Raw genomic sequence first — 22,275 nt, 5'->3', positions numbered from 1 at the left:
TTCCGTGTGAAGACGCGAGCGCGAGAGGCGGCGGTCGGCCGGAGCCACAGAGCTACATCAGCGGCGGGAAGAGCGAGTGGTACTGCACGGTCGACTTCGATCCATGACAGCCCCACCTCCTCCAGCCGGTCCCCCGTGAGGGAATCCCTTCGGCGTCGGGGCTTGATCGCGACGCTTCTGCGTGCTGCCCCGAACCACCGGGCAAGAGTATCAGCCGCCGGAAGTGTCAAGGCGTTGCTTTGCCCGGTACTGACGAGTTCTATTCTCGCGGCATGACAGATGTTCTCCCCTTGGTCGAGGCCCGGTTGCGTACGGCGCTGGGTGAGCCGGACGCCCGCGCCGCGGTGACCTTCCTCGGTACGGACCGTGTCGAGGTGCTGCGTTTCCACGAGGGCGACGTCGTCCGCTACGCCACGCTCGGCATGTCCGCGCAGCCGATGGGCGACCCCACCGCGATGGTCGCCGACCCGGTCCGGGGCCCGCGCGCCGAGCTGGTCCTGTCGGTGCGCGGCGGCCTCGCCGACACCGACAAGGTGCTCCGCCCGCTCGCCGTGCTCGCCGCGTCCCCGCAGGTCGAGGGTGTGGTCGTGGCCCCCGGTGCCTCCCTCGACGTCGGTGAACCCCTGTGGCCCGGCGCGCCGTTCACGTCGGTGCTGGTCGCCGAGCCGGGCGGCCTGGTCGAGGACCTGGAGCTCGACGAGCCCCTCGATCCGGTCCGCTTCCTGCCGCTGCTGCCGATGACGCCGAACGAGGCCGCCTGGAAGCGCGTGCACGGCGCCCAGGCCCTCCAGGAGCGCTGGCTGACGAACGGGACGGACCTCCGGGATCCGTCCCGGAGGTCCGTCCCGCTGGACTGACGCCACGTGAGCAAGGTCACCAAGCGCAGGCCGGAACGCGTCAGTTGACTGCCCGTCGGCTCGGTCGGCTCCGTTACCTCAATCGGCTCAGTCGGCGAAGGCGGCGACCCCGTCCTCCGCCGCGTGCGCCGGCTCCAGTTCCGCGGCCTCGTGCGTGAGCGCCCCGCGGCGTACGACGACCACGAGGGCGCCCGCGACCGCGGTGACCGCCGCCACGACGAACGGGACGTGGACGTCGGTCCACTCCTCGATCTTCGGCGCGAAGTAGGGCGCGGCCGCCGCGGCGAACCACCGCACGAAGTTGTAGCCGGCGCTCGCCACGGGGCGCGGCGCGTCCGAGACGCCCAGGGCCAGCTCCGTGTAGACCGTGTTGTTCACGCCGATGAAGGCGCCGGACAGGACGGTGCAGACGACGGCCGTGGTGTGGTCGCCGTAGCCGAGGACCAGCACGTCCGCGGCGAGCAGCACGAGGGAGCAGCCGAGCACCTTCAGCGAACCGAACCGCTCCTGGAGCCGCGGGGCCACCACGACCGAGAAGACGGCGAGCAGCACGCCCCAGGCGAAGAAGACCGCGCCCGACGCGTAGGGCGTCATGTTCAGCACGAACGGCGTGAAGGCCAGCACGGTGAAGAACGTGTAGTTGTAGAAGAACGCCGAGGCCGCCGCCGAGGCGAGACCGCCGTGGCCGAGGGCCTTGAGCGGGTCGAGCAGCGAGGTCCTGCGGGCCGGCTTCGGCTGCTCCTTCAGGAACGCCGCGATGCACAGGAAGCCCACCGCCATCAGGACGGCGGTGCCGAAGAAGGGGTAGCGCCAGCTGGCGTCGCCGAGCAGCGCGCCCAGCAGCGGCCCGCACGCCATGCCGAGGCCCAGCGCGGACTCGTAGAGCAGGATCGCCGCGGCGCTGCCGCCCGCCGCCGCGCCGACGATGACCGCGAGGGCCGTGGAGACGAAGAGGGCGTTGCCCAGGCCCCAGCCGGCGCGGTAGCCGACGAGCTGGCCGACGGTGTCCGAGGTGCCGGAGAGGCCGGCGAACACCACGACGAGGGCGAGGCCCAGGAGCAGCGTCCTGCGGCCGCCGACGCGGCTGGAGACGAAGCCGGTCACCAGCATCGCGAAGGCGGTGATCAGGAAGTAGGAGGTGAAGAGGAGGGAGACCTGGCCGGCCGAGGCGTCCAGACCCTGGGCGATGGACGGCAGGATCGGGTCGACGAGCCCGATGCCCATGAAGGCGACGACGGACGCGCCCGCGGTCGCCCAGACCGCCTTGGGCTGCTTCAGGATGCCGCCGGCTCCCTCGTCGAAGGGGTCCATGCCTGCTCCAATCCCGAGGTGGATGGTTGCTGTTTACACATAGTAAGTTAGCTCGGCTAATTAATGCAAGATGCATCTATCTGGTGGGGCGACCGCGCGCCACGCGCCCGCCGCCCGGACGGGTGATCGTCCTTGACGCGGAGGGGATGGGGTAGGACCGTGGGGCCCTATGAGGGGCGAACCCAGTTGCCCGAAGTGTGGTGGCCGGGTCAGGGCTCCCGGACTCTTCTCCGACTCCTGGCAGTGTGATGTGCACGGGACGGTGCATCCGCTGCAGCCCGTGATCCCGCCCAGCGTCGAGGCCCTCAGTGTCGTGGTGCACCGCACGCAGGTGCCGGTGTGGATGCCGTGGCCGCTGCCGGTCGGCTGGCTGTTCACGGGCGTGGCGTACGCCGGTGACGACCGCAGCGGCGGCCGTGCCTCCGCCGTGGCCTGCTCCGGCCCCGGTCCGCTCGGCGGCGTGGGCGAGCTGATCCTCGTCGCCGAGGAGCTCGGCGTGGGCCTCGGCGCGCGGTACGCCGGCATCGACGGTCCCGATCCCGGCCCCTACCTGAACGTCGAGAAGCCGCCCCAGGCCAAGGTCCTGGCCGCCGGCCGCCCCACGCCGCTCTGGCACGTCTCCGGCGCCCCGGACGACCGCGCGGTCTTCGCGGGCGAGGCGCGGGGGCTGTGGCTGTGGGCCGTCGTCTGGCCCGAGCCCGCCGGGCTGCTGATGTACGACGAGCTCGTGCTGACGGATCTGCGCGACGCCGGAGCCGAGGTGGAACTGGTGCCGTGCGGAGCGTTGTCGCCGCGCCTGCTCAGACCGTGACGCGCCGCGCGGGGGCGGCTGCCGGCCGTCGGCGGTCGCGGGGCGCCGGCGGTCGCGGTCGTGGGGCCGGCTGCGGGTCGTGGTGGGCCGACGGCTCGTCGCCGCGGGCCGGTCGCCCGGTACCCGCGCCCCCGGGCGGATGATCTCGCCGTGCGCGCGGGGTGCTCTCCGCGGGGGCCTCGGGACGGGGTCGCGCGTTCCCCCGTCCGTCCGGACGAGTGACCTTCGCCGCAGGTGTGCGGGTGGCGTACGTGTAGGGGGTGCTCCTCGGCTGCGGGTGTGACAAGGGTCGTTCGATTTCCCGTTATGCTGGAGCGTCCCCTTCCGCCCCGTCGCCGCCTGGAGTCCGTGTCGTGCGTATCGATCTGCACTGCCACTCCACGGCCTCCGACGGTACGGACACCCCGGCCGAACTGGTGCGGGGCGCGGCCGCGGCCGGTCTGGACGTCGTGGCGCTGACCGACCACGACACCACGCGCGGGTACGCCGAGGCGATCGCCGCGCTGCCGCCCGGCCTCACGCTCGTCACCGGCGCCGAACTCTCCTGCCGCATCGACGGCATCAGCATGCACATGCTGGCCTACCTGTTCGACCCCGAGGAGCCCGCCCTGCTCGCCGAGCGGGAGCTGGTGCGCGACGACCGGGTGCCGCGGGCCAAGGGCATGGTGGCCAGGCTCCAGGGGCTGGGCGTCCCGGTCACCTGGGAGCAGGTCGAGCGGATCGCCGGCGAGGGCTCCGTCGGGCGGCCGCACGTCGCGACCGCGCTGGTGGAGCTGGGCGTCGTCCCGACCGTGAGCGACGCCTTCACGCAGGACTGGCTGGCCGACGGCGGCCGGGCCTACGTCGAGAAGCACGAGACCGACCCCTTCGAGGCGATCCGGCTGGTCAAGGCCGCCGGCGGGGTCACCGTCTTCGCGCACCCGGCCGCGAGCAAGCGGGGCCGCACGGTGCCCGAGTCCGCGATCGCCGAGCTGGCCGCCGCGGGCCTGGACGGCATCGAGGTCGACCACATGGACCACGACGCGGACACCCGCGTACGGCTGCGCGGTCTGGCCCGGGAGCTGGGGCTGCTGGCGACCGGGTCCAGTGACTACCACGGCAGCCGCAAGACCTGCGTGCTCGGCGAGTACACGACCGACCCCGAGGTGTACGGGGAGATCACGCGACGCGCGACGGGGGCGTTCCCCGTGCCCGGGACCGGCGGGGCCTGAGACCCGCCCCCGCACGTCCCCCGTCACCTTTTTCCGCAAGGCCCCGCACTGATGTTCGACATCGCCGTCTTCGGCTCCCTCTTCCTGACCCTCTTCGTCATCATGGATCCCCCCGGGATCACCCCGATCTTCCTGGCGCTGACCGCCGGACGCCCCGGCGCGGTGCAGAAGCGGATGGCCTTCCAGGCCGTCTGCGTGGCCGGCGGTGTGATCACCGTCTTCGGGCTCCTCGGGCACCAGATCCTGGACTACCTGCACGTGTCCGTGCCCGCCCTGATGATCGCGGGCGGGCTGCTGCTCCTGCTGATCGCGCTGGACCTGCTCACGGGCAAGACCGACGAGCCCCAGCAGACCAAGGACGTCAACGTCGCCCTCGTCCCGCTGGGCATGCCGCTGCTGGCCGGCCCGGGGGCGATCGTGTCGGTGATCCTGGCCGTGCAGAAGGCGGACGGCGTCGGCACGCAGGTGTCGGTGTGGACGGCGATCCTCGCCATCCACGTCGTGCTGTGGCTGGTGATGCGCTACTCGCTGCTGATCATCCGGGTCATCAAGGACGGCGGCGTGGTCCTGGTGACCCGGCTCGCGGGCATGATGCTCTCCGCGATCGCCGTGCAGCAGATCATCAACGGCGTCACGCAGGTGATCCGGGGGAGCTGAGCCCCCGCCCGGACATGCGCGGAGCCCCCGTACGGCATTCGGGTGATGCCGTACGGGGGCTCCGGAGCGTGGAGAGGGGGACCCGCGGGTTACGAGGCCGAGGTGTCGGCCGGACGGATCCACAGACGCTGCCCTATGGCGGCGGCCTGCTGAACGATCCGGTTGACGGAGGCGGCGTCCACGACGGTGCTGTCCACGGGCGTGCCGTCGACGTCGTCGAGTCGCATGATTTCGAAGCGCATGGCTTCTCCCTTCGTCTGGTCATCCTCCTGAGGAGAACTACTGGTGTGAGGCCCACGGGACGACGGTGCCCCCTGTTCCGTTCGTATTCAACGCGGTGCTTGTTACAAACATTCCCTACGCTAAAGAAATTTTTCGAACGACTAATTACCGTCCGGTAAGGAACCTCGGGTCGACCGAACGGGACCGGTTGTGTTCGCAGCGTGACCGCCGGGACAATGGAGGTGATGAACGACGACCTCGCCGCCCTCGCCGCCCGCATCGACCGCACGAACGAGCTGCTGACGCGCATGCTCGCCGAGGTGGCGAAGACACCCTCCACCCATGCGATCTTCGTCGACGCGGGCTACCTGTACGCGGCCGCGGGCCGGCTGGTCGCCGGAACCGAGGACCGGCGGGCCTTCGACCTGGACGCCGAGGGGCTCATCGAGGCGCTCATCGACCGGGCCCGCAGCATCTTCGCGGACAGCCGGCTGCTCCGGGTCTACTGGTACGACGGGGCGCGGCGCCGCATCCACACCGCCGAGCAGCAGTCCATCGCCGAACTCCCGGACGTGAAGGTCCGGTTGGGCAACCTGAACGCCAACAACCAGCAGAAGGGCGTCGACTCCCTGATCCGCACCGACCTGGAGTCCCTCGCCCGGCACCGCGCCATCAGCGACGCGGCCCTCCTCGGCGGCGACGAGGACCTGGTGTCGGCGGTCGAGGCGGCCCAGGGCTACGGCGCCCGCGTCCACCTCTGGGGCATCGAGGCCCCGGAGGGCCGCAACCAGGCCGAGCCCCTGCTGTGGGAGGTCGACAGCCAGCGCACCCTCGACCTCGAGTTCTTCAAGCCGTACGTCTCACGCCGAACCGCCCCCGCCTACGAGGCCGTCGGCTCGGGCCGGCCCACCCGCGAGGACGTCCGCTTCGTCGGCGCGCAGATCGCCGCCAAGTGGCTCGCGGCGCGGGGCCGGGACTCCCTCGGAGAACTCCTGCCCGGCCACCCCTACCTGCCCGGCTCCGTCGACCAGGACCTCCTGGTCGAGGCGGAGGGCATGCTGCAGTACTCCCTGCGCGGCCAGGCCGACCTCCGGCGCGCGCTGCGCGACGGGTTCTGGGAGCACCTCCAGACGCAGTACTAGGCCTTCTGGGGGTGCCGGTCCCAGAAGTCGGCCAGCGCGTGGGCGGTCGGCAGGGGCCGTTCCTGGTTGGGGGAGTGCTCGGCGCCGGGGACGACGGTGCGGTGCGCGCGCAGACGTACGGCCATGTCGTCCAGGACGGTCACCGGCCAGGTGTCGTCACGCGCGCCCGACAGGACGTGGAGGGGCAGCGGGACGGCGGCGAGTTCGTCGACCCGGTCCGGTTCGACGAGCAACTGGCGGCCGGTGGCGAGGAGCTGGGCGGGCTTGTGGTTCAGCCAGCGCAGACGCAGCAGCGCCAGCTCGCCGAAGCCGCGGGCGGGACCGCCGACCTCCTCCGGCGGACCCATCGCCAGGATGGCCTCCCAGACCTCGGACATCGTCATCGCCGCGAGGGCGTCGTGCAGCAGCTTCACGCGCTGCCGCTGGGACGGCGAGATCTCGGCCGGACCCGAGGAGAGCAGGGTGAACGAGACGAAGGGGGAGTGGTCCAGCAGCACGGCGGCCCGGGCGATCTGACCGCCCAGGGAGTGCCCGACGAGGTGCACGGGGGTGTCGAGGGCGGCCGCCTGCGCGAGCACGTCCCGTGCCAACTCGTCCTGTGCGTAAGGGGATTCGTCGTCCGCGGGGCCGTCCGACTCGTTCTGGCCGCGCCCGTCGACGGCGAGGGTGCGGTACCCGCGCACCGCGAGGGGCTCGTGCAGGAGGTGGAAGTCCTCCTTGCTGCCGGTGAACCCGGGCAGCAGCAGGGCGACGCCCCGGGGCCGGACCCCGGTGGCCACGGGCGCGTCGACGACGGCGAACTCACCGCGCGCGGTCCTCAGGCGATAGGCGCGGGCACCGGAGGGCGGAGTGAAACTGATCGGCGTGGTCACGGGGCGAGGCTACCGGGAGAGCGGGGCGACGGGGCGGGGCGGTGGGGCGGGCGGGTCGGCGGACGGGGCGGTGTCCGACGGGCGCAGGCACGCCGGCCGTCCGGCTGCCGTCCGCGGGGGCGCGCCGGGAGGAACGCCGACGGCCCGGCTCCTCCGTGCGGGAGGAACCGGGCCGTCGGGGGTGCTGCCGGCGATCAGCTGTCCGCGGGTTCCGCGGCGACCGTCGCCTTGCGGGTCCGCCGGACCTTCGGCTTGGTCTCCGCGGCCTCGGCCGTGTCCACCGCGGTTTCGACCGGGGCGGTGGCCGCGGTCTTGCGGGTGCGGCGGGGCTTGGCCTCGGGTTCGGCGGTGGCCTGGGCCGGGATGTCGGCGGTGGTCGCCTCCGGCTGGGTGGCCTTGCGGGTGGTGCGGCGGCGGGGCTTGGCCTCGGCGCCCTCGGCGGTGTCGACCGCGGCTTCGGCCGGGGCGGCCGCCGTCTTGCGGGTGCGGCGCGGCTTGGCCTCCGCGGCCTCGGGCGCCGTCTCCGGGGTCTCGACGGTCGTGACGGCCGCGGCGGCCGTCTTGCGGGTGCGGCGCGGCTTGACCACCGTGCCCTCGGCGGTGTCGACCGCGGCTTCCGCCGTGGCGGCCGTCTTGCGGGTCCGCCGGACCTTCGGCTTGGTCTCCGCGGCCTCGGCCGTGTCCACCGCGGTTTCGGCCGGGGCGGTGGCCGCGGTCTTGCGGGTGCGGCGGGGCTTGGCCTCGGGTTCGGCGGTGGCCTGGGCCGGGATGTCGGCGGTGGTCGCCTCCGGCTGGGTGGCCTTGCGGGTGGTGCGGCGGCGGGGCTTGGCCTCGGCGCCCTCGGCGGTGTCGACCGCGGCTTCCGCCGTGGCCGCCGTCTTGCGGGTGCGGCGCGGCTTGGCCTCCGCGGCCTCGGCCGTGTCGACCGCGGCTTCGGCGGCGGTGGCCGTCGCCTTGCGGGTGCGGCGCGGCTTGGTCTCCGCGGTCGCCTCCGGCGCCACGGCCGTCTCCACGGCGGGCTCGGCCGCGGCCGTCGCCTTGCGCGTACGGCGGCGCGGCTGGGCCTCCACGGCTTCCGCCGTGTCGACGGCGGTCTCGGCGGCCGGGGTCTTCGCGACGGTGTCCGTGACGACCGTCTCCACGGCCGTCTCCGTCACCGTCTCCACCGGGGCGTCCGCGCCTCGGCGGGTGCGGCGGCGGCGCGGCTTCGCCGGGGTCTCCGGCGCGTCGAGAGCCGGGCCCTCGGCCGTCGTCACGGCCGCTTCCGCGGCACCGGTCTCGGGAGCGGCGGACTCGACGGGCGTCGTCGAGGGCGTGGCGGCCACGCCCTCCTGCACGGCCCCGCCGCGCGTACGGCGCCGCCGGCGCGGGGTGCGGGCCGAGGCCGCCTCCTCCGCCACGGGGGTCTGCTCGGGAGCCGTGGTCGCGTCGAGCGGGGATCCACCGCGCGTACGACGGCGGCGGCGCGGCGTGCGGGCGGGGCGCTCCCGGTCGGCGGAGCGGGACTCGTCCCGGCCGCCCCGGCGGTCGCCGCGACCGTGTCCGCCCCGGCCGCCCGGCTCGCCCAGGTCCTCCAGCTCCTCCGCGTCGAGCCCGGCGCGCGTGCGCTCCGAACGCGGCAGGACGCCCTTCGTGCCGGCGGGGATGCCCTGCTCCTCGAAGAGGTGCGGGGAGGTGGAGTACGTCTCCACCGGGTCGTTGAAGCCCAGCTCGAGCGCCTTGTTGATCAGCTGCCAGCGCGGGATGTCGTCCCAGTCGACGAGGGTGATCGCCGTGCCCTTGGCGCCCGCGCGGCCCGTGCGGCCGATGCGGTGCAGGTACGTCTTCTCGTCCTCCGGCGACTGGTAGTTGATGACGTGGGTGACGCCTTCGACGTCGATGCCGCGGGCGGCGACGTCGGTGCAGACGAGGACGTCGACCTTGCCGTTGCGGAAGGCGCGCAGCGCCTGCTCGCGGGCTCCCTGGCCGAGGTCGCCGTGGACCGCGCCGGAGGCGAAGCCGCGGCGCTGGAGCTGCTCGGCGATGTCGGCGGCCGTGCGCTTCGTACGGCAGAAGATCATCGCCAGTCCGCGGCCCTCGGCCTGGAGGATGCGGGCGACCATCTCCGGCTTGTCCATGGAGTGCGCGCGGTAGACGAACTGCTTGATGTTCGCGACCGTCGCGCCCTCGTCGTCCGGCGCGGTGGCGCGGATGTGGGTGGGCTGCGACATGTAGCGGCGCGCGAGACCGATGACCGCGCCCGGCATGGTCGCCGAGAACAGCATGGTCTGCCGCTTCACCGGCAGCATGGCGATGATCTTCTCGACGTCGGGCAGGAAGCCCAGGTCGAGCATCTCGTCGGCCTCGTCGAGGACGAGGGACTTGACGTGCTTCAGGTTCAGCTTCTTCTGGCCCGCCAGGTCCAGCAGCCGGCCCGGGGTGCCGACGACGACGTCGACGCCCTTCTTCAGGGCCTCGACCTGGGGCTCGTAGGCCCGGCCGCCGTAGATCGCGACGACGCGGACGTTGCGCACCTTGCCCGCGGTCAGGAGGTCGTTGGTGACCTGGGTGCACAGCTCGCGCGTGGGGACGACGACGAGCGCCTGCGGGGCGTCGGTCAGGTCCTCGGGGCGGGCGCGGCCGGCCTCGACGTCGACGGGGACGGTGACGCGCTCGAGGAGCGGGAGGCCGAAGCCGAGCGTCTTTCCGGTGCCGGTCTTGGCCTGGCCGATGACGTCCGTGCCCGACAGGGCCACGGGGAGCGTCATCTCCTGGATGGGGAAGGGAGTGGTGATGCCGACGGCCTCCAGGGCCTCGGCGGTCTCGGGGAGGATCCCGAGCTCTCGGAACGTCGTAGTCAGGGTGCTGCCTCTTCTGTGTACGCGGTGCGAGGCGAGCGCGGGGGTCTTGGACGGACCGTGCCGGGGACGTCGGCTGCCTTACGGGCGAACCGCTCGCGGCAAGCCGTATGACACGGGACCTCTGCCGACGCTCTAGCGCTCGTACCGCTGAGGGTTCCCTCCGATCGTCGTACGCACAGTGCCGTACGGTCAGGGAGGGCTGTCGGGTCGGAGCCGATCGGGCCACCGACCGGGCATCCTCATACGTGCGGCCTGGCGGGATACGGAGGCGTACCCAACAGGCGTATTACCACCATACCCCGGATCCGCGCACATGCGACGGCCGATTCGGTCACGTTGTGGTTGTCACACCGACGGGGACGGTCAGTCGGGTCGTTGTGCTCACACTGACTGACCAGGGACTTCCGTCATGCGGCGAGCGGGCTATTGTGCGCTTCATGACGACCTCTGACAAGCCTGAGAACACCGGTATCGCAGCGCAGGACTGGGCGACCGCCTCCACGGACCCCCAGTACCGGGCCGCCGTCGTCGACCTGCTCGGCGCGCTCGCGTACGGCGAGCTGGCGGCGTTCGAACGGCTCGCCGAGGACGCCAAGCTGGCGCCCTCGCTGGAGGACAAGGCGGAGCTGGCGAAGATGGCGTCGGCCGAGTTCCACCACTTCGAGCGGCTGCGCGACCGGCTCACGGAGATCGGCGAGGAGCCCACGGGCGCGATGGAGCCGTTCGTCGCCGCGCTCGACGGCTTCCACCGGCAGACGGCCCCCTCGGACTGGCTGGAGGGCCTGGTCAAGGCCTATGTCGGCGACTCGATCGCCAGCGACTTCTACCGCGAGGTCGCCGTGCGCCTGGACTCCGACACCCGCGCCCTGGTGCTGGCCGTGCTCGACGACACCGGGCACGCCGGCTTCGCCGTCGACCGGGTGCGCGCGGCGATCGACGCCGATCCGCGCGTGGGCGGGCGCCTCGCGCTGTGGGCGCGGCGGCTGATGGGCGAGGCGCTGTCGCAGTCGCAGCGGGTGGTCGCGGACCGGGACGCGTTGTCGACGATGCTCGTGGGCGGTGTCGCGGACGGCTTCGACCTCGCGGAGGTCGGCCGGATGTTCTCGCGGATCACCGAGGCGCACACCAAGCGGATGGCGGCGCTGGGGCTGGCCGCCTGAGACCGCCGCCCGCGGGAGTCACCGGGGGCCGGCGGACCGGCCCGCCCGGGACCGCGGGGTGCGCGCTCGACGGCGTCGTGGACCGGCGACCGGAGGCGTCACGGCACCGGGCGCCCGCGGGCGCCGCGGGGCCGGCTGCCCGAAGGCGTTGCGGGTCCGGTCGTCGGCGGGTGTCACGCGGCCGGTCACCAGGAGGTGTCACGGGCCGCGCGCCTATGGACGGTTCGTGCGCCGGTCGTCACGCCGGCGCGGATCGTCGCCGGAGGCGGCCCGCGGGGCGCAGCAGCAGCGAGAGCGAGGCGGCGGCGACGACCGCCGCGCCGAGGAGGCTCACCAGGGCGGCCGGTCCGGGGCCCAGCGCGCTGTGGGTGACGAAGTCACCGAACAGGGCTCCGGCCACGCCCGTGGCGTACACCAGGGTGGGCGTGGGGAGCCGGTGGGACAGGCGTTGGACCGCCGCCCACGCGAGGACCAGGCCGAGCACAGCGGAGCCGAGCGCTTCCAAGATCATGCGGGTCCCTCCCAGACGGCCGGGCTGTGCATCGAAGTCGTAGCCCGTCATACCCGTGACCTGCGGAAGGCAATCCCCCCGTGGGGATGAGCCGTGTGCCTTCCGCGGAGATCCCGTCGAGGGGGCGGAGGCGCCGCCGGGGAGGGGGCGTCGACGACGCCGGGGGGGAAAGCGGGAAGGGCCCGGCGGCCGCTGCGGCCGCCGGGCCCTTCCCCGTGCGTCCCTCAGAGAGCGCCGAAGCCCACCTTGCGCGGGGCGGGCTCGCCCAGCTCGACGTAGGCCAGGCGATCGGCCGGAACCAGGACCTTGCGGCCGTGCTGGTCCACGAGGCTGAGCAGCTGCGACTTGCCGGCCAGGGCATCGGCCACCACGCGCTCGACCTCCTCGGGAGTCTGACCGCTCTCCAGAACGATCTCGCGGGGCGCGTGCTGCACGCCGATCTTGACCTCCACGGCTATGTCCCTCCGACGGTCAGTGGTGCGCGGGCGTCCGCGCCGTACGCTGCACACATTAGCCCGGTGAGGGGACGGACACCGCGCGGTCGTCCACGCCAGGAGCGAACACCGGACGGGAACAAACGGCCGAGGGGCGTGCGGCCCGCCCGGCGCCACGGGAGGCGGACCGGGTGCGGTCCGGCGCCGTGCGGCACCGGACGGTCCGCCCGGCGCCGTGCGGCGGCGTGTCAGTGCTGTTCGCTGCCGTGCAGCGGGAAGCCGGCGATCCCGCGCCAGGCCAGGGAGGCCAGCAGCTGCACCGCCTCGTCGCGCGGGACGCTGCGGTCGCTGTGCAGCCAGGAGCGGGCCACCACCTGGGCGAGACCGCCGAGACCGGAGGCCAGCAGCATGGACTCCGCCCGCGAGAGGCCCGTGTCCTCGGCGATGACGTCGCAGATCGCCTCGGCGCACTCGTTGGTGACCTTGTCGACGCGCTCGCGCACCGCGGGCTCGTTCGTCAGGTCGGACTCGAAGACCAGCCGGAAGGCGCCGCCCTCGTCCTCGACGTAGGCGAAGTACGCGTCCATGGTGGCCCGGACGCGCTGCTTGTTGTCGCTCGTCGAGGCGAGCGCGCGCCGCACGGCCTGGATGAGCGACTCGCAGTGCTGGTCCAGCAGGGCGAGGTAGAGGTCGAGCTTGCCCGGGAAGTGCTGGTAGAGCACCGGCTTGCTGACGCCGGCACGCTCGGCGATGTCGTCCATCGCGGCCGCGTGGTAGCCCTGCGCGACGAAGACTTCCTGGGCGGCGCCCAGCAGCTGGTTCCGTCGGGCACGGCGCGGCAGGCGCGTGCCTCGCGGGCGCGCCGCCTCAGTTTGCTCGATGGCTGTCACGCCGCCTCCCAAAGTCGTCCTCTTGCGGTGTGCCGCCGCGCCGCCATCGTACTTTTCGGTAACCGTGCCGCGCGCGGTGCGAGCGCAGAATTTCACGGACCGGACGATCGCAAAAGCCATGCGGAAGGTTTCAAACCGGGGCGTTGAGGGCAGAATCCCGCCCTCTCGCCGCCGGGTCCGGGCAGGCGTGCGGTGCCGCTCGTCAGCGGTAGTCGTCCTCGTCGAGCGAGACGACGCGGGCCTGCTCGACGAGGTCGGCCTCGTTCGCCCGGGCGGGATCGACGCCCTCCAGCGGGTCGTCGCGCCCCGGCGCGAGGTCCGCCTGCTGCTCGGCGGCGTCGTTCTCCGGGGCCTCGACGTCGAACTCCGTGGCGTCGTCCTCGTCCTCGAACGTCTCGGGGTCGGTGGGGTCGATGGCCATGGTGGGCTCCCTTCCTACGAACGTCCCTGAAGATGCAGGGTTCACACGCGGGTGCCCTCGGTACGAGCCTAGGAGACACCCTTTGCGGACGCTATGCGATGTGCCCGCGAATCGGCTCGCCATCGTCACCGCGTCCACCGGGCTTCTGTGACGGCGGACACACCGGACCGGACGTGATCGTCTCGTAACATTGCGGCATGTCGTCGACCGAGCTGCCGTCCGTGCCGCCCACCAGTGTGCTGCCGAAGGCGGCGTCCGTCCGGGTCGCCGAGGGCGAGCGGCTCCGATCGGTCGGACTCCCGGGCGTCACCCTCACCGTCCGCTCCAGGCCGCCCGCGCGCGACGGGCTCGAACCCGCGCTGTACGTGCACGGACTCGGTGGTTCCTCGCAGAACTGGTCCGCGCTGATGGCGCTGCTCGACGGGGTCGTCGAGAGCGAGGCCGTCGACCTGCCCGGCTTCGGCGACTCCCCGCCGCCGGACGACGGCGACTACTCCGTGACGGCACACGCGCGTGCCGTCATCCGCCACCTCGACGCCTCCGGCCGCGGGCCCGTCCACCTCTTCGGCAACTCCCTCGGCGGCGCGGTCTCCACGCGCGTGGCCGCGGTCCGGCCCGACCTGGTCCGGACGCTCACCCTGGTGTCGCCCGCCCTGCCGGAGCTGCGCGTGCAGCGCACCGCGGTGCCCACGGGCCTGCTCGGCATACCCGGCGTGGCCGCGCTCTTCACGCGGTTCACCCGCGAGTGGACGGCCGAACAGCGCGTCCGGGGCGTCATGAGCCTGTGCTACGGCGATCCCGGGCGGGTCGGCCCCGAGGCGTTCCGCCACGCGGTGGAGGAGATGGAGCGGCGGCTGGGGCTGCCGTACTTCTGGGACGCGATGACGCGCTCGGCGCGCGGGCTGGTCAGCGCGTACACGCTGGGCGGCCAGCACGGGCTGTGGCGCCAGGCCGAGCGGGTCCTCGCCCCGACGCTCCTCGTCTACGGCGGCCGCGACCAGCTCGTCGGCTTCCGCATGGCCCGGCGGGCCGCGCGCAGTTTCCGCGACTCCCGTCTGCTCACCCTGCCGGACGCCGGGCACGTGGCGATGATGGAGTATCCGGATACGGTGGCCATGGCGTTCAAGGAGCTGCTGGCCGGGACGGGTCCGGCGAAGCGGCCGGGAACCGGCGGGGGCGCCGGGTCGTTGTCCGATCGCACCGGCCGGTCCGCCGGTGCGGAGAGCTGAGGGGGGTCGTGGGACGCCACAGCCGGCGCGGGCCCGCGCCCAAGAGCGCGCCGCAGCGCGGTGCGGGAAGCGCGGCACCCGGGTCACCGGGTTCCCCGCGGGGGGACGCGGACGGTGGCCGTGTCCAGGAGGCGGGGCGGCCCGCCGACGGGACGCCGGCCCGCGGCGTGCCCCGGCTGCCGGACGGCACACCCGCCCACGGCACGCCCCGGCTGTCCGACGGCACTCCGGCCCACGGCACGCCCCGGCTGCCGGACGGCACACCCGCGCACGGCTTCCCGCAGGTCCGTGGCGGTCATCCCCAGCAGCGTGAAGACGCGGCCGGCCGAGGCGGGTCGAGGGGACGCACGGCGAGCGGAACCGGACCCCTGATCCCCCGTCAGCGGCCGCCGGCCCGGAGCGGACCGCGCCAGGAGTACCTCGACGCCTTCGCCGAGGACGACGACGTCTTCACGCGTCGCGGACCCGCGTCCGTCCCCACGCCCGGGAGCGCGCGGGACCCCTTCGCCGCGTACGGCTCCCGCGACCCGTACGCCTCCGTCGCCGACCGGGACACGGTCCCGCGGCCGGGCGCCCCCGCCGACGACGCGCCGCCCGGCGGCGAGCCCGTGACGGCCAAGGGCGCCAAGGGGCGGACGTTCACCGGCATCGCGGCCGCCGCCGTCACCACCGTGCTGGCCGTCGTGGTGGCCGGTCAGGTCACCGACGCGCGGGACGGCGACTCCGCCCGGGCGCAGTCGACGACGGACCAGGCGGCCCGTGACGCCCGCGACGCCGCCACGCGCGGGGACGACCGGCCGAGCCCGTCCGCGCCGGCCGGCGTGACGCCGTTGACGTACGAGCAGAAGATGGACCGGAGATACGCGCTCGGCGCCACGGTCAAGGGCTCGGGGAAGTTCGACGCGGTGCCCGGCGTCGACAAGGCACCCGGCGAGGGCCGCAAGTACACCTACCGCGTGGACGTGGAGCAGGGGCTGGGCCTCGACGCCGAGCTCTTCGCGCAGGCCGTGCACAGGACGCTGAACGACGACCGCAGTTGGGCGCACGGCGGCGCGCGGACCTTCGAGCGGATCCACTCGGGCAAGCCCGACTTCGTCATCACGCTCGCCAGCCCCGGCACCACCGCCGACTGGTGCGCGAAATCCGGCCTGGACACCACCGAGGACAACGTCTCCTGCGACTCGGCCGCCACCGAGCGCGTGATGATCAACGCCTACCGGTGGGCGCAGGGCTCGCAGACGTACGGCGACGCGATGTTCGCCTACCGGCAGATGCTCATCAACCACGAGGTCGGCCACCGGCTCGGCCACGGCCACGTGACCTGCGACAAGAACGGCGACCTCGCGCCGGTCATGCAGCAGCAGACCAAGTTCCTGGAGTACGACGGGATCACCTGCCGGCCCAACCCGTGGCCCTATCCGAAGAGTTGACGAACGGCTCACCGACCACGTTGACAGGCCCCGGAAGTTGATCCATATTTGCTGCCCATGTGGTCCCGTCATGCCGTCGACAGCAGCGCCGCCATCGAGCTGGCGCTCATCGGCGTGACCGCGATCTGCGTGGCCGACATCCACTGTCGCTGACGCCCGCCCCCAGGCGCGCGCGTCGCGAACCCCCCTTCCTCCTGCCGTGACCCGGCCGCTGTGCGGTCGGCTCGTCCGCGGCATCCCGACGACCGGCGCCGGGGCGGACGCCTGCCCACGTTCGTCTCACTCCTCGTCAATTCGTCTCAACTGCCGGGATACGCAGAGGGGCCGCCGTCGCGGCCGCCCCCGAGGTGCCGTCGCGGCGGCCGTCGAGACTCCTCAACCGAGAGGTCGTCACCCCGATGCGTCAACCGTCCCTCACAGCGCGCCGCGTGGCCGCGGCATCCGTCAGCCTGGTGGTGGCAGCGGGTGCCGCCGCCTGCGGGCCGGAGGACAACGATGCCAAGGCCTCCGGTGGCGACTCCAAGCCCCATCGGGGCGGCACCCTCACGATCCTGAACCGCAACCCGCAGCAGGACTTCGACCCCGCCCGCCTCTACACCTCCGGCGGCGGCAAGGTGCCCTCCCTGGTCTTCCGCACGCTCACCACGCGCAACCGCGAGAACGGCGCCGCCGGCACCGAGGTCGTCCCCGACCTCGCCACCGACACCGGGCGCCCCAGCAAGGACGCCACCGTGTGGACGTACACCCTCAAGGAGGGCCTCACGTACGAGGACGGGACCGCGATCACCGCGGCCGACATCAAGTACGGCATCGAGCGGTCCTTCGCGCCCGAGCTGTCCGGCGGCGCCCCCTACCTGCGCGACTGGCTGATCGGCGGGGCCGACTACCAGGGGCCGTACAAGGACCCGAAGGGGCTCGCCTCGATCGAGACGCCGGACAGCCGGACCATCGTCTTCCACCTGAACAAGCCCGAGGGCGAGTTCCCCTACCTGGCCACCCAGACGCAGTTCGCGCCGGTGCCCAAGGCCAAGGACACCGGCACCGAGTACGAGAAGCACCCCGTCTCGTCCGGGCCGTACAAGGTCGTCAAGAACGAGAACGACGGCGAGCGGCTCACCCTCGAGCGCAACACCCACTGGTCCGCCTCGACGGACGCGGAGCGCAAGGCGTACCCGGACACGATCGACGTGCGGTCCGGACTGGACTCCTCCGTGATCAACCAGCGGCTCTCCGCGTCCCAGGGCGCGGACGCCGCCGCGATCACGACCGACACCAACCTCGGTCCCGCCGAACTCGCCAAGGTCAGCGGTGACAAGGAGCTGGCCGCGCGCGTCGGGACGGGTCACTTCGGCTACACCGACTACCTCGCGTTCAACCCGAAGGTGAAGCCGTTCGACGACGTCAAGGTGCGGCAGGCGATCTCGTACGCCATCGACCGGTCGTCGGTGGTCAACGCGGCCGGCGGTTCGTCGCTGGCCGAGGCCGCCACGACCTTCCTGCCGGACCAGGAGTCCTTCGGCCACACGCCCTACGACCTGTACCCGGCCGGCCGGACCGGCGACCCGGCCAAGGCGAAGGAGCTGCTGAAGGCGGCGGGCCACCCCGACGGGCTGACCGTCACGCTCACCCACTCCAACAGCCAGGACTTCGAGACCGGCCCCGAGATCGCGACCGCGATCCAGGACGCCCTCAAGAAGGCGGGCATCACCGTCGAGCTCCAGGGCCTGGAGGAGAACGACTACTCCGACACGATCCACGACGTGAAGACCGAGCCGGGCTTCTTCCTGGCGCACTGGGGCGCCGACTGGCCCTCCGGCGGTCCCTTCCTCGCCCCGATCTTCGACGGCCGGCAGATCGTCGAGGGCGGTGCGAACTTCAACACCGGCTTCCTCGACGACAAGGCGGTCAACGCCGAGATCGACGCGATCAACAAGCTGACCGACCTCGACGCCGCCGCCAGGAGGTGGGGCGCACTGGACGAGAAGATCGCCGGACAGGCGCTGACCGTCCCGCTGTTCCACCCGGTCTACAAGCGGCTGTACGGCAAGGACGTCCGCAACATCGTCATCAGCGACTGGGACGGCGTCCTGGACCCCTCGCAGGTCGCGGTGAAGTAGCACCGTGAGCGAGGCACTTCTCGCCGCCGAAGCCCCCGGGACGGACCCCGTGTCCGTCCCGGGGACCTCGGGGGCCCGTCAGTTCTGGCGGCGGCTGCGTGCGCAGCGCGCCGCGCTCGTCGCGGCCGTCGTCGTCGCGCTGCTCGTCCTGGTCGCACTCGCCGCGCCGCTGCTCACCGCCCTGGAGGGCCAGGACCCCACCACCTACCACCCCGCCCTCATCGACTCCGCGCGCGGCGGTGTGCCCATCGGCCCGCTGGGCGGCATCAGCGGCGAGCACTGGCTCGGCGTCGAGCCGCAGACCGGACGCGACCTGTTCGCCCGGCTCGTCCACGGCGCCCGGGTCTCGCTGGGCGTCGCCCTGGCCGCGACCGTCGTCCAGGTCGCCATCGGCACCACGCTGGGGATCGCGGCCGCCCTGGGGAACACCTGGGTCGATCAGACGTTGAGCCGGATCACCGACGTCTTCGTCGCCCTGCCGCTGATGATCATGGCGTTGGCGCTGCTCGCGATCGTCCCGTCCGACTTCCCCCGGCCCGTGCTGGTCACCCTGGTCATCGGCCTGCTCTCCTGGGGCAACATCGCCAAACTCGTCCGCGCGCGCACCCTGACGCTCAAAGGGCTGGACCACGTCCTCGCGGCCCGGCTCAGCGGCTGGGGCACCTGGCACGTCGCCCGCCGTGAGCTGCTGCCCGGGCTGGCCGCGCCCGTCATCACCTACGCGGCGCTGCTCGTGCCGCAGAACATCACCGTCGAGGCCGCCCTGTCCTTCCTCGGCGTCGGCGTGAAGCCGCCCACGTCCTCGTGGGGACAGATGCTCACCGCCGCCGACGTCTGGTACCAGGCGGCACCGCAGTACCTGCTGCTTCCCGCCGGCGCGCTCTTCGTGACCGTCCTCGCGCTGACCGTCCTCGGCGACGGGGTACGCACCGCGCTCGACCCGCGCGCGGCGTCCCGGCTGAGGGTCGGAACGGGACGCAGGCGGGAGACCAGGGCGGACGCCGTCCGGGCGGCGAAGGCGGACGGGTCCGCCCGCGGCGAGGACGCCGCGAGCGCCCGGCCCGCCGGTCCCGCCCGGCCCGCCGGTCCCGCCGGTCCCGCCCGGCCCGCCGGTCCCGCCGGTCCCGCCCGGCCCGCCGAGAAGGGAGACACGGCATGACCGGCTTCGCGGGCTTCGCCCTGCGCCGCGCCACCGGCACCGTCCTCACCCTGTTCGCCATCTCGGTGATCGTCTACGTCGTCTTCTACGTCACCCCCGGCGACGTCGCCCAGATCACCTGCGGCCCGCGCTGCTCCCCGGAACAGGTGCGCCAGGTGGCCCAGCAACTCCACCTCGACGACCCCCTGTACACGCGCTACGGACACTTCCTCCAGGGCCTGGTCGTCGGCCGGGACTACTCGACGGGCACCTCCGTGGAGCACTGCCCCGCGCCCTGCCTGGGCCTCTCGTACCAGACCGACCAGCAGGTCACGCGGCTGATCCTCACCAAACTGCCGGTGAGCCTGTCGCTGGTCTCCGGCGCGATGGTGATCTGGCTGGTCCTCGGCGTCGGCACCGGCGTCCTCTCGGCGTGGCGGCGCGGCCGGCTCACCGAACGCGTGCTGACCGCCGTCACCCTCGCCGGTACGGCCACGCCCGTCTTCGTGATCGGCCTGGTCCTGATGATCGTCGTCTGCGGCGAACTGGAACTGCTGCCCTTCCCGCAGTACGTGGACCTCACCGACGACCCCGAGCAGTGGGCCTGGAACCTGCTGCTGCCCTGGCTCTCCCTCGCCCTCATCGAGGCCGCCACCTTCGCCCGGCTGACCCGGGCGTCGATGCTGGAGACCCTCGCCGAGGACCACATCCGCACCTTCCGCGCGTACGGCGTCGGCGAACGGGCCGTCATCGGGCGGCACGCGCTGCGCGGGGCGTTCGCACCGGTCATCGCCCTGAACGCCAACAACTTCGGCTCGGCCGTCGGCGGCGCGGTGCTCACCGAGACCCTCTTCGGGCTGCCGGGCGTCGGGCAGGAGCTGGTGCACGCGGTCAACGTCGTCGACCTGCCGGTCGTGGTCGGCACGGTCCTGGTCATCGGTTTCTTCGTGGTCCTCGCCAACGCCGTCGCGGACGTCCTGTACGCGGTGGCCGACCGACGGGTGGTGCTGGCATGAGCGGAACGGGGACCTCCGTGCCGTCCCTCGTCGACGTCACCGGCCTGTCCGTCGAGTTCGGCGCGCTGCGCGCCGTCGACGGTCTCTCCTTCCGGCTGGAGAAGGGCGCCGCCCTCGGTCTGGTCGGGGAGTCCGGCTCCGGGAAGTCCACGGTCGCCTCGGCCCTGCTGGGGCTGCACCGGGGGACGGGGGCCACCGTCGGCGGCTCGGTGCGGGTCGCCGGCACCGACGTCCTGGCCGCCTCCGACGAGGAGTTGCGGCGGCTGCGGGGCGGCAGGGCCGCGATGGTCTTCCAGGACCCGCTGTCCTCCCTGGATCCGTACCACGCCATCGGCGACCAGATCGCCGAGGTGCACCGCGTGCACACGCGCGTGTCGCGACGCGCGGCACGCGCGCGTGCCGTGGCGGTCCTGGACAGGGTGGGGATTGCGGACGCCGCCCGGCGGGCGCGGTCGCGGCCCCACGAGTTCAGCGGCGGCATGCGCCAGCGCGCGCTCATCGCCATGGCCCTGGCCTGCGAGCCCGACCTGCTGATCGCCGACGAACCCACCACCGCCCTCGACGTGACCGTGCAGGCCCAGATCCTCGACCTGCTGCACACGCTGCGCGGGGAGACCGGCATGGGACTGCTCCTGGTCACGCACGACGTGGGGGTCGCGGCCGAGAGCGTCGACGACGTGCTGGTGATGCGGCACGGACGGCTTGTCGAGCACGGTCCGGTGGGCGAGGTGCTGCGGACGCCCGCGGAGCCCTACACGCGGGAGCTGCTGGAAGCGGTGCCGCGGGTGGACGTCCGGCGGGCGGACGCGGGCCCGCGCGGGGAGGTGCCGAGGGAGGACGCGGGCGACGCCGGCGGGGAGGGAACGGGCGCGCCCGGGGACGCCCGGCGGTCGGGCACGCGCGGGGACGTCGTCCTCGAGGCGACCGGACTGCGCCGCGAGTTCGGCCGCGGGAAGCGGGCGATCGCGGCCGTGGACGGCGTGTCGCTGACGCTGCGCCGGGGCGAGACCCTGGGGATCGTCGGAGAGAGCGGCAGCGGCAAGACGACCCTGGGACGGATGCTGGTCGGCCTGCTGGAGCCGACGGCCGGCGAGGTCCGGCACGAGGGCCGTGCGGTGTCGGGCGTGAACCCGGCGGTGCAGATGGTCTTCCAGGACCCCGTCTCCTCCCTCAACCCCCGCCGCAGCGTCGGCGAGTCCGTCGCGGACCCGCTGCGCGCGCGGGGGGAACGGGACGAGACGCGCATCCGGGGGCGTGTGACGGAGCTCCTGGAGCGCGTGGGGCTCGAAGGGGCGCACTACGACCGGTACCCGCACGAGTTCAGCGGCGGTCAGCGCCAGCGCGTGGGCATCGCGCGGGCGCTCGCCGCCGACCCGCACGTCATCGTCTGCGACGAGCCGGTCTCCGCGCTCGACGTGACCACCCAGGCCCAGGTGGTCGCGCTGCTCGGCGCGTTGCAGCGCGAACTCGGGCTCGCCCTCGTCTTCGTCGCGCACGACCTCGCCGTCGTGCGCCGGGTCAGCGACCGGGTCGCGGTGATGCGCCGGGGCCGCGTCGTCGAGGAGGGCCCCGCGGACGAGGTGTACGACACGCCGCGCGACCCCTACACCCGGCAGCTCCTGGCCGCCGTGCCGGCGCTCGACCCGGAGGCCGCCGCCCGGCGGCGCGCCGAGCGGCGGGAGCCGGCGGTGGTGTGACGCGTGCGGGGCGGCCGCCGGTCCGCGAGAGGCGCTGCCCCGTTCCGTGGCGGGACCCGTGCCGTCGGCCTCCCGGGGCCGGCGGGGGCGTGACGTGACGTTTCGCGACCGACTGATCTCTTAGCGCGACGGAACGCGACCCGCACGGGAAAGTTACGACCGTTCACCCCTTTTGGTGGGGGGGGGGGGGGCCCCCCCCCCCCCCCCCCCCCCCCCCCCCCCCCGGCGGCCCCCCCCCCCCCCCCCCCCCGCCGGGCCCCCCCCCCCCCCCCCCCCCCCCCCCCCCCCCCCCCCCCCGCGCGCCCCCCC

Annotated in this window: 21 protein-coding genes; 13 read left to right on the top strand and 8 right to left on the bottom strand. The window is 73.4% G+C overall.

All coding sequences use genetic code 11. The annotated features are described in order from the left end of the window. Positions 1-272: 272 nt before the first annotated feature. Positions 273-857 carry a suppressor of fused domain protein gene (locus ACH4F6_RS10770; RefSeq protein ID WP_397959588.1) on the top strand — a complete coding sequence of 195 codons (585 nt, stop codon included), beginning with the start codon at positions 273-275 and terminating at the stop codon, positions 855-857. Positions 858-944: 87 nt separating this feature from the next. Here the strand turns inward: ACH4F6_RS10770 and ACH4F6_RS10765 are convergent, their stop codons facing one another. After that, on the bottom strand, positions 945-2,168 hold the full coding sequence (locus ACH4F6_RS10765) for an MFS transporter (RefSeq protein WP_397959586.1): 1,224 nt from the start codon (positions 2,166-2,168) through the stop codon (positions 945-947). 169 nt (positions 2,169-2,337) lie between these two features. On the opposite strand from ACH4F6_RS10765, the gene ACH4F6_RS10760 reads away from it, so the two are divergent. The 3 genes from ACH4F6_RS10760 to ACH4F6_RS10750 all read left to right on the top strand — a co-directional run bounded on the left by ACH4F6_RS10760 (position 2,338) and on the right by ACH4F6_RS10750 (position 4,847). Next, a complete protein-coding gene (locus ACH4F6_RS10760; protein WP_397959584.1) occupies positions 2,338-2,979 on the top strand; it encodes a DUF6758 family protein in 642 nt (213 codons plus the stop codon). Between the two features lie 353 nt (positions 2,980-3,332). Continuing rightward, entirely contained in the window at positions 3,333-4,190 is an 858-nt protein-coding gene (locus ACH4F6_RS10755) for a PHP domain-containing protein (RefSeq protein WP_397959582.1), read from the top strand. Between the two features lie 51 nt (positions 4,191-4,241). After that, complete coding sequence (locus ACH4F6_RS10750) at positions 4,242-4,847, top strand: MarC family protein (RefSeq protein WP_397959580.1); 606 nt, start codon at positions 4,242-4,244, stop codon at positions 4,845-4,847. Between the two features lie 89 nt (positions 4,848-4,936). On the opposite strand, the gene ACH4F6_RS10745 is transcribed toward ACH4F6_RS10750, so the two are convergent. After that, entirely contained in the window at positions 4,937-5,089 is a 153-nt protein-coding gene (locus ACH4F6_RS10745; RefSeq protein WP_007384531.1) for a hypothetical protein, read from the bottom strand. A gap of 216 nt (positions 5,090-5,305) precedes the next feature. Between ACH4F6_RS10745 and ACH4F6_RS10740 the strand changes: the two genes are divergently transcribed. After that, complete coding sequence (locus tag ACH4F6_RS10740; protein ID WP_397959840.1) at positions 5,306-6,211, top strand: NYN domain-containing protein; 906 nt, start codon at positions 5,306-5,308, stop codon at positions 6,209-6,211. Here ACH4F6_RS10740 and ACH4F6_RS10735 read toward each other — a convergent pair. Beyond that, positions 6,208-7,083, bottom strand: a complete 876-nt coding sequence (locus tag ACH4F6_RS10735; RefSeq protein ID WP_397959577.1) for an alpha/beta fold hydrolase — start codon at positions 7,081-7,083, stop codon at positions 6,208-6,210. The genes ACH4F6_RS10740 and ACH4F6_RS10735 overlap by 4 nt on opposite strands. A gap of 194 nt (positions 7,084-7,277) precedes the next feature. Beyond that, positions 7,278-9,830: a DEAD/DEAH box helicase gene (locus tag ACH4F6_RS10730; RefSeq protein WP_397959575.1), complete on the bottom strand. Its 2,553-nt coding sequence runs from the start codon at positions 9,828-9,830 to the stop codon at positions 7,278-7,280. A gap of 521 nt (positions 9,831-10,351) precedes the next feature. On the opposite strand from ACH4F6_RS10730, the gene ACH4F6_RS10725 reads away from it, so the two are divergent. Then, complete coding sequence (locus ACH4F6_RS10725; protein ID WP_397959573.1) at positions 10,352-11,083, top strand: ferritin-like fold-containing protein; 732 nt, start codon at positions 10,352-10,354, stop codon at positions 11,081-11,083. 238 nt (positions 11,084-11,321) lie between these two features. Here the strand turns inward: ACH4F6_RS10725 and ACH4F6_RS10720 are convergent, their stop codons facing one another. The 4 genes from ACH4F6_RS10720 to ACH4F6_RS10705 all read right to left on the bottom strand — a co-directional run bounded on the left by ACH4F6_RS10720 (position 11,322) and on the right by ACH4F6_RS10705 (position 13,339). Then, complete coding sequence (locus ACH4F6_RS10720; protein ID WP_397959571.1) at positions 11,322-11,594, bottom strand: hypothetical protein; 273 nt, start codon at positions 11,592-11,594, stop codon at positions 11,322-11,324. Between the two features lie 224 nt (positions 11,595-11,818). Further along, positions 11,819-12,046: a DUF3107 domain-containing protein gene (locus ACH4F6_RS10715; RefSeq protein WP_067248221.1), complete on the bottom strand. Its 228-nt coding sequence runs from the start codon at positions 12,044-12,046 to the stop codon at positions 11,819-11,821. A gap of 230 nt (positions 12,047-12,276) precedes the next feature. Beyond that, the gene (locus ACH4F6_RS10710; RefSeq protein WP_397959570.1) at positions 12,277-12,918 is read right to left on the bottom strand and encodes a TetR/AcrR family transcriptional regulator; all 642 of its coding nucleotides are present in this window, start codon (positions 12,916-12,918) and stop codon (positions 12,277-12,279) included. 202 nt (positions 12,919-13,120) lie between these two features. After that, positions 13,121-13,339 (bottom strand): hypothetical protein, encoded by a 219-nt coding sequence (locus ACH4F6_RS10705; RefSeq protein WP_397959569.1) that lies wholly within the window; start codon positions 13,337-13,339, stop codon positions 13,121-13,123. 197 nt (positions 13,340-13,536) lie between these two features. On the opposite strand from ACH4F6_RS10705, the gene ACH4F6_RS10700 reads away from it, so the two are divergent. The 7 genes from ACH4F6_RS10700 to ACH4F6_RS10670 all read left to right on the top strand — a co-directional run bounded on the left by ACH4F6_RS10700 (position 13,537) and on the right by ACH4F6_RS10670 (position 21,966). Then, complete coding sequence (locus ACH4F6_RS10700) at positions 13,537-14,568, top strand: alpha/beta fold hydrolase (protein ID WP_397959568.1); 1,032 nt, start codon at positions 13,537-13,539, stop codon at positions 14,566-14,568. 167 nt (positions 14,569-14,735) lie between these two features. After that, on the top strand, positions 14,736-15,998 hold the full coding sequence (locus ACH4F6_RS10695) for a DUF3152 domain-containing protein (protein ID WP_397959567.1): 1,263 nt from the start codon (positions 14,736-14,738) through the stop codon (positions 15,996-15,998). A gap of 57 nt (positions 15,999-16,055) precedes the next feature. After that, positions 16,056-16,151, top strand: coding sequence for an Ms4533A family Cys-rich leader peptide (locus ACH4F6_RS10690; protein WP_397959566.1), 96 nt, complete (start codon positions 16,056-16,058; stop codon positions 16,149-16,151). A 245-nt stretch (positions 16,152-16,396) separates the two neighbouring features. After that, positions 16,397-18,115 (top strand): ABC transporter substrate-binding protein, encoded by a 1,719-nt coding sequence (locus ACH4F6_RS10685; protein WP_397959565.1) that lies wholly within the window; start codon positions 16,397-16,399, stop codon positions 18,113-18,115. A gap of 4 nt (positions 18,116-18,119) precedes the next feature. Next, entirely contained in the window at positions 18,120-19,274 is a 1,155-nt protein-coding gene (locus tag ACH4F6_RS10680) for an ABC transporter permease subunit (protein WP_397959564.1), read from the top strand. Beyond that, the gene (locus ACH4F6_RS10675; protein ID WP_397959563.1) at positions 19,271-20,269 is read left to right on the top strand and encodes an ABC transporter permease; all 999 of its coding nucleotides are present in this window, start codon (positions 19,271-19,273) and stop codon (positions 20,267-20,269) included. The genes ACH4F6_RS10680 and ACH4F6_RS10675 overlap by 4 nt, the downstream gene beginning before the upstream one ends. Next, positions 20,266-21,966 (top strand): dipeptide ABC transporter ATP-binding protein, encoded by a 1,701-nt coding sequence (locus ACH4F6_RS10670; protein WP_397959562.1) that lies wholly within the window; start codon positions 20,266-20,268, stop codon positions 21,964-21,966. The genes ACH4F6_RS10675 and ACH4F6_RS10670 overlap by 4 nt, the downstream gene beginning before the upstream one ends. Positions 21,967-22,275: the final 309 nt, after the last annotated feature.

The organism is Streptomyces sp. NPDC017936, assembly GCF_044328485.1.
Taxonomy (GTDB): Bacteria; Actinomycetota; Actinomycetes; order Streptomycetales; family Streptomycetaceae; genus Streptomyces.
Note: the sequence above shows the minus strand (reverse complement) of the source record. Positions and strands in the feature narration are given on the sequence as shown.